The organism is Streptosporangium sp. NPDC005286, assembly GCF_040607515.1.
In the GTDB taxonomy this organism is placed as follows: domain Bacteria; phylum Actinomycetota; class Actinomycetes; order Streptosporangiales; family Streptosporangiaceae; genus Streptosporangium.
In genome coordinates this window covers 1-6,206 of record NZ_JBEXGU010000294.1, presented here as the reverse complement: position 1 = coordinate 6,206, position 6,206 = coordinate 1, and the positions used below count along the sequence as shown (strand labels likewise).

Annotated in this window: 6 protein-coding genes and 1 pseudogene; 2 read left to right on the top strand and 5 right to left on the bottom strand. The window is 65.0% G+C overall.

The genetic code is table 11. The features are described 5' to 3' along the window. Positions 1-193 precede the first annotated feature (193 nt). Both ABZU75_RS44740 and ABZU75_RS44735 read right to left on the bottom strand, forming a co-directional pair. Positions 194-334: pseudogene (locus tag ABZU75_RS44740) on the bottom strand (IS630 family transposase); the annotation flags it as partial. 58 nt (positions 335-392) lie between these two features. Continuing rightward, complete coding sequence (locus ABZU75_RS44735) at positions 393-1,043, bottom strand: helix-turn-helix domain-containing protein (RefSeq protein ID WP_355569073.1); 651 nt, start codon at positions 1,041-1,043, stop codon at positions 393-395. A 76-nt stretch (positions 1,044-1,119) separates the two neighbouring features. On the opposite strand from ABZU75_RS44735, the gene ABZU75_RS44730 reads away from it, so the two are divergent. Beyond that, on the top strand, positions 1,120-2,223 hold the full coding sequence (locus tag ABZU75_RS44730) for an FAD-dependent monooxygenase (RefSeq protein ID WP_355569070.1): 1,104 nt from the start codon (positions 1,120-1,122) through the stop codon (positions 2,221-2,223). 105 nt (positions 2,224-2,328) lie between these two features. On the opposite strand, the gene ABZU75_RS44725 is transcribed toward ABZU75_RS44730, so the two are convergent. Next, positions 2,329-2,694: a hypothetical protein gene (locus ABZU75_RS44725; protein ID WP_355569067.1), complete on the bottom strand. Its 366-nt coding sequence runs from the start codon at positions 2,692-2,694 to the stop codon at positions 2,329-2,331. Positions 2,695-3,458: 764 nt separating this feature from the next. Between ABZU75_RS44725 and ABZU75_RS44720 the strand changes: the two genes are divergently transcribed. Beyond that, positions 3,459-3,803, top strand: a complete 345-nt coding sequence (locus ABZU75_RS44720; protein WP_355569064.1) for a hypothetical protein — start codon at positions 3,459-3,461, stop codon at positions 3,801-3,803. Between the two features lie 380 nt (positions 3,804-4,183). Here ABZU75_RS44720 and ABZU75_RS44715 read toward each other — a convergent pair whose 3' ends face one another. Then, positions 4,184-4,450 (bottom strand): hypothetical protein, encoded by a 267-nt coding sequence (locus ABZU75_RS44715; protein WP_355569061.1) that lies wholly within the window; start codon positions 4,448-4,450, stop codon positions 4,184-4,186. Positions 4,451-4,745: 295 nt separating this feature from the next. Further along, positions 4,746-5,582, bottom strand: coding sequence for a hypothetical protein (locus ABZU75_RS44710; protein WP_355569058.1), 837 nt, complete (start codon positions 5,580-5,582; stop codon positions 4,746-4,748). Positions 5,583-6,206 lie beyond the last annotated feature (624 nt).

Genomic DNA, 6,206 nt, shown 5'->3' with positions numbered 1-6,206 from the left:
ATCTTCGCCCGGATCGCCAATCTCGACGACTCCGCCGACATGGCACTCAGCTGAGCACGCTCGGCCTCGGTCAGCTGAATCTCCACCGCGGAGGGGCCGGGAATTGGCATGCGCATCAGCATACAAACTTACATGGCAAATTTCAGGCGCAGGACACTAGTGCGGTGACCACGTATGTTTCCCGGGTTGACTCTCATGCGGCTTTGTGGCGAGGTCGCCCCCAGCGTTGTTGCCGTTCGCTGCGGATGCGGGCGCGTTCGCGGCGCTGGGCGGCCAGCACATCGGGATGACGGGCGTGGGCGTTGCGCCAGCACAGGTAGGCCTGCAGATCACGGGCCAGCACCATGTGACGGGCCACTGTGCCGTACCGGATGATCTGTCGTGCCCTCGGGTCACGACGGTGTTTGTTCCCGCGACCTGTCCTGTGCGTGCAGCTTGTCCTGTTCGCGTAGCCAGGGCCGCAGTGCGGCGTCCATCGCCTCCTGCAAGCGGCGGCTCATGGCGGCGGGATCGTCGCCCGCTGTCTCCAGCAACACCTGCAAAGCCCCGGTGACCGCCCCGACGAACGCCCCCACGAGAGCCGCCGCCCCGACCTCATCCAGCTCATCGGGATAGGCCGCACACAGGTGACGCGCGATCTCCCGCTGCGCGTCGAGCTGGAGCTGCAAGCCGCGCCCCCGCACCGCGGGCACGCTCCGGATGAGCCGCAGCCGGAGCGCGGCCACCCTGCTCACCATCTCATCGCTGTCACGGTTCACGTTGCGCAGCGCACGCAGCAGCACGTCGGCCGGCCGGTCGTCGGGCCCGCGCGTGGCGATGGCCTCGACGGCGGCCGTGATCCGCGAGTCGCTCTCCGGGAAGAGCAGTTCCTCCTTGCTGGCGAAGTAGCTGAAGAAGGTACGCGTGCCGATCTCGGCCGCCTCGGCGATGTCGGCGACGGTCGTGCCCTCGTAGCCACGCTCCTCGAACAGCTCCACGGCGGCCTCGATGATCGCCTGGCGGGTGCGCCGCCGCTTCCGTTCGCGCAGGGTGAGCTCAGCCATGCCGCAGATGGTATCGCATGGAATGCCGATCGGCACTTATTGCAAATCCGCATTGAGTGCAGCTATCGTCCAGGACATGAAGACCGTGCTGATCTCAGGAGCCGGCATAGCCGGAAGCACCCTCGCCTACTGGCTCACCCGCCACGGGTTCGAGCCCACCGTCGTGGAGCGCGCCCGCGGCCAGCGTTCCAGCGGCAACCCCGTCGACGTGCGCGGTCCCGCCCGTGAGGTCGTCGAGCGCATGGGTGTTCTGCCCCAGCTGCGCGCTGCGGCGACCCGCGTGACCCGGCTGAGCTTCGTCGACGACCACGGCAAGCGGGTCGGCGGCATACCCATGCCCTCCGACGACATCGAACTGCCCCGTGCCGACCTGGCCCGCGTCCTCTCCTCGACGGTGGCCGCCGACTACCTTTACGACGACACCATCACCGCCCTGCACCAGGACCCCGGCGGCGTGGACGTCACCTTCGAGAACGCCGCACCCCGCCGCTTCGACCTGGTCATCGGCACCGACGGGCTGCACTCGGCGGTCCGCCGCCTGGCCTTCGGCCCGGAGCAGCGGTTCATCGACCATCTGGGCATCTACGTGGCCACCCTGCCCCTGCCTGGCCTCGCCCTCGACCCGCACGAGGTGCTCCTGCACAACACCCCCGGCCGGGCCGTCGCCCTGCACCCCGGCACCGGTCAGGGCGGGGCCGCGTTCTTCTTCCGCAGTCCCGCCGTGCCCGGTTTCGACCACCGTGACACCGCCCAGCACAAGCGGCTGCTCGCCGACGCCTTCACCGGGGGTTCCTGGCGCATCCCCGAGCTGCTTGATCAGGTACCGCAGGCGGACGACCTCTACTTCGACTCCGTCAGCCGGGTGCGCCTTGACAGCTGGTCGACCGGGCGGATCACGTTGCTCGGCGACGCGGCCTCCTGTGTCTCGCTGTTCGGTGACGGATCCACCCTGGCCATCGCCGGCGCCGCGACCCTGGCTGACGCGCTGGCCGTACACCGGGACGATCATGCGGCGGCGTTCCGTGCCTACGAGTCCCGGCACCGCCTGCTGACCAACCCCAAGCAGCGCTTCGTCTCCCCGGCGTCCCGGCTGCTCATCCCGACCACCAGGTACGGCATCGCCGCCCGGAACGCCGGCACGCGCCTGCTGTCGGCGGTCTCGTGCGCCCGCGCCGCCTGATCGGGCGCCGCAATCTGCCTATGCATGCGGCAATCTCATGGCGTCGATCGCTTGGCCACCGCGCGGCCATGTCTGACGATGGCGGCAACCATCTGCTCTGCCACCTCAACAACATCCTCGAGACTCGGATGCGAAGTAGGCAAGTCGCCAACGTTCGGCGTCCGGCGGCACGTGTATCGGGCGGTCGACCAGTACGGGAAGGTCATCGATGTGCTCGTCTCTGCCTGCCGGACGCTGACGCGGCCCGAAGCTTCTTCCCCAAGACGCTGTCGGTGTATACAGCCCCTCGCGGCGCAGCAGCGCGCCCTTCGCGCCGGGTTCGGTCGCGGCGTCGTAGGCCTCCACCATCGCCAGCTTGTGCTCCGGCGTGAACGACCGCCGCTTCGGCCGATCCGATCGAGGTCCGCTGCCCTTACCCACCTCACCATCATCGGTGAGGTCCATACGAAGGTCGGCCAACGTCAAGGTCACTGTCTGAAAGATCCTGTTCTCGCCCTACTTGAATCACAGAAGACCACTTTGTCCTCAAGTCTCACGAGAGTCTGGCAGAGAGGGAGACGGCACGATCCTTCCCACGGGTACCGCGCACCCGCTAGAGCACTACATCGATGAGCACACACGATCTCGCGCCGAACGGTGACGGGTCCCGGACATGATCGTCGTGCCATTAGCGTGCCATTAACACCGGTAAGACAAGGGCACTCACGGTCACTCACGACCGGCCCCAGCCGCAGGTCAACGGTCCCATGAGGCATGATCCCTACAATTCCCAAGCTGACAGCGCGGGTTCGATTCCCGTCACCCGCTCCACGCTTCAAGGCCCAGGTCAGGGATGGATTCCCGACCCGGGCCTTAGTCGTTTCCAGGACTGTTCGATCTTCTCGGGCCATTAGCTCCGTGATCATCCTGCGGGCAGCTCATCGGCGTCACCGTCGTCCCGCGCTGACCGAGACCCCGTTATCGAGCAGGTCGGCCCGCCCCTGCCGAACCATCGCGGTGGAGATCTTCCCGACTGCGGCATTGCCAAGGCCGGGGCGCGCCGCGCCGCCGCGCCCCGGCCCAGCGTCGCGGCCCTCGGCCGCGCAGGCGGCCTGGGGGCCGGTCACGGCGCAGGCGCCGCGCGGGGCATCGCCGTACGGACATCGCGCCGTACGTTGCCAACCCGCCGACCGACGGCACACCGCCGCCAAGCTGGCTATTCCCGTCCTGACTCGCCTGTCATACGATCAGCCGCCATGATGACCAACTTCTTTGACGTGCTCTTGGCGATTCTCCCTCTGACCGCCTTCGGTAATGCTCTGTACCGTGCCGCCATAAACCCCGCAAGCTCAGCCCGGATTTTTCGGACGGCGTTCCTGGCCAGCGGTGTTGTCTTGTTAATACTCGCGCTGATCGGATCGGTTCGGTTATTAGGTCGCTCCTTCGCTACTACCTCCGACACCCTCGACATCGCCGTTAAGGCGGGGTTCGGGATGATGCTTGGAGCTCTCGTCTGCGCGATGATCGAGAGAAAAGACCATGCCTCCGGCGGGGGCACTCGGCTCCGGGATGATCGCCATGATCAGAGCAAAGGTTCATAGATGGCTGAGGAGCCGGATCTTCCCGTCGCCATCGTCCCAGGACAAGCCGAGCAGACCGAGGCCAGGGCGCCAAGGTCGTTCGTCCGGTGGGGCGCTCCACCTTGGCGCCCTGGCCTCGGCCCGCTCCCCGGAGGGTGGGACGAAGGCGACGGGAAGATCCGGCGGGAGAGGCGTGTGCGTCCGCACGGGGTTCTCAGGCCGTGCCCGTTGCGTGCCCGTCAGGAGGGTCACCAGAGGGGAATCACGGGGACTCACGGACAAGGCGAGACCACCTCTGACCTGGAACGCAGCAGGTCAGAGCGTTGCGTACCGAGATCTTCCAAACTGGTGGTGCGGTGCCGCCACAAGGAGTCCGCCGTGCGGCGGCTGTGACTTACGGCTCAGATGGACTTCACCCATGACCGAGCTTCGTCAGCAGGCATCGCAAGTTCACTTTGAACGAGAAGCACAGCTTCCTCTTCACTGCCTCGAACCTTGAGCTGGCGCACCCGACCAATAATGTCCATGGCTCTCATCGGATCTGTGTATTTAAGTACACGGCGTTGTCGAATACCTTTGACCATCAACACTATAAAAAATATGAAGAGGCAAACAAAAAGCGTGACGAAGAGCCCGATGAAGATAAAGGGGAGCACGAAGTCAGGCATCTGAGGATCGTAGCGTAGTGGCTGAAGTAGGGGCTGATCACCCTGCCTGCCGTCGGCCCTGGACAAGCCAGGCAGACTTCGGGGAGGGGCAGATCGCACCGCCAGAGGAAGACCAGGTCACAGGCTGATCCTCGGGCCATTAGCGGGCCATTAACCAGGGTGACGAGGGGTCAACCACGGTCACTCATGACCGGCCCGACTCCCAGGTCAGCGCTCCTACGAGGCGTGATCCATACACTTCCCAAACTGACAGCGCGGGTTCGATTCCCGTCACCCGCTCCATCGCTAAGGCCGGTCACAGCACGTCAGGGGTGACTGGAAAAACGTAGTCCACGCCTGGCATGTCATCAAGAGCACTTTTCAGCGTCTCGGCTGCGCTGGGAGCATCACTCTTGACGTAGAGGGCTTCCTGATCGACCGGACCTGGAATGAAACCGCACAGACGGTCAGGGCAGTAGGAGGCGCTGATCTTCGTCGCGAAGGCACTGTCCTCGTAATAGATCTTGTCGACATCCACTGCCTGCCGAATTTTCTCGACAATAACCTCTATGTCCTTCTTCCCCGCCGCACGAGCTCCTTCCCTTCCAAGCTGGAGAACGGGGGAACCCAGGCCGGTCAACATGACCCGCACGTCCGCCTTGCCCGCCCAGAAATTAACCGGCAACCGCACCAGACCCACGGAAACCGGCGACTTCGCTACCTCCTTCGCGATCTTCGGAATGTCACTCACATCACGAGCGGTTCCCACAAAATGCGCCTGGACGCCGCAGACGTTGCGCGTCATCAGCGGCTCTCCCTCCATCTGCACCTTGCTGTAGGCCGTGAGGTTCTCGATCTCCGGCAAGGTGCGAAGGAACTTCTCGACAACTGGCTGGGTCTCCGGCGTCAGCCCTTCCGCCGAGCACTGCAGAACCATGAACCCACGCTGCTCAGGCCAGGGGCCGTCCGGTGGGGGAAGGACACTTTGCGAGCGCATCCCGGAGAACCAGACAGCACCTGCTCCACCGATGGTGAGAAGCACGGCCATGGCCACTACGACTGTCCGCATCCGTGAACGCGGCTCGGATACACCCGCACGAGGGATCACTTCAACTGCTGGTTCGTCGTTCGACAGGGACACGTCGATGACCATCCCGTACAGCCGGTTCGTGCGTCAAGATCAGGGCTTGTGACGTACCTGCCCCTGGCGGAGCAACACAAAAGACGCCTCCTCCATACCGAGCAGCCATGATCAACGTGCCAGATCCGTGCCAGAACAGGCAGGGAACCACGGTCACTCACGGGGACTTGACCTGCCCTGACCTGCACCCCTGTTTTCCCAGCTCAGGGCAGCAAGGTCAGTAGATGATTCCCAAGCTGACAGCGCGGGTTCGATTCCTGATGTACCCCGGCTTTCGTGGAGTCGCCTTGGTTGACTTACCTGCCTCCACCCCCTTCAGGAGAGGTCGGCATGGCAAGGAGGTATCCCCCTGAGTTCCGTCGGAAAGTCCTGGATCTGTTGCAGGCCGGCCGGACCGTGCGGCGTGGGCGCCGGTCCCGAACGGCGGCGGGAATCGGCCCGCCCGCCGCAGGGGGCCGCACCGCCGAGACCGAACGCGAAGGCCGGCTCGACGAGATCGAAGGGCTACGGGTCAGCCTCGCTGGGGCAGCAGAGAAGGTCACTCAGCTCGATGCCCGCCAGGAGCGCAGGTCATCGAAGGTGTTCCTCGGAGTCCCCGCATTCGACCGAATCGGAGCTCGAACGGGCGGTGAGCCC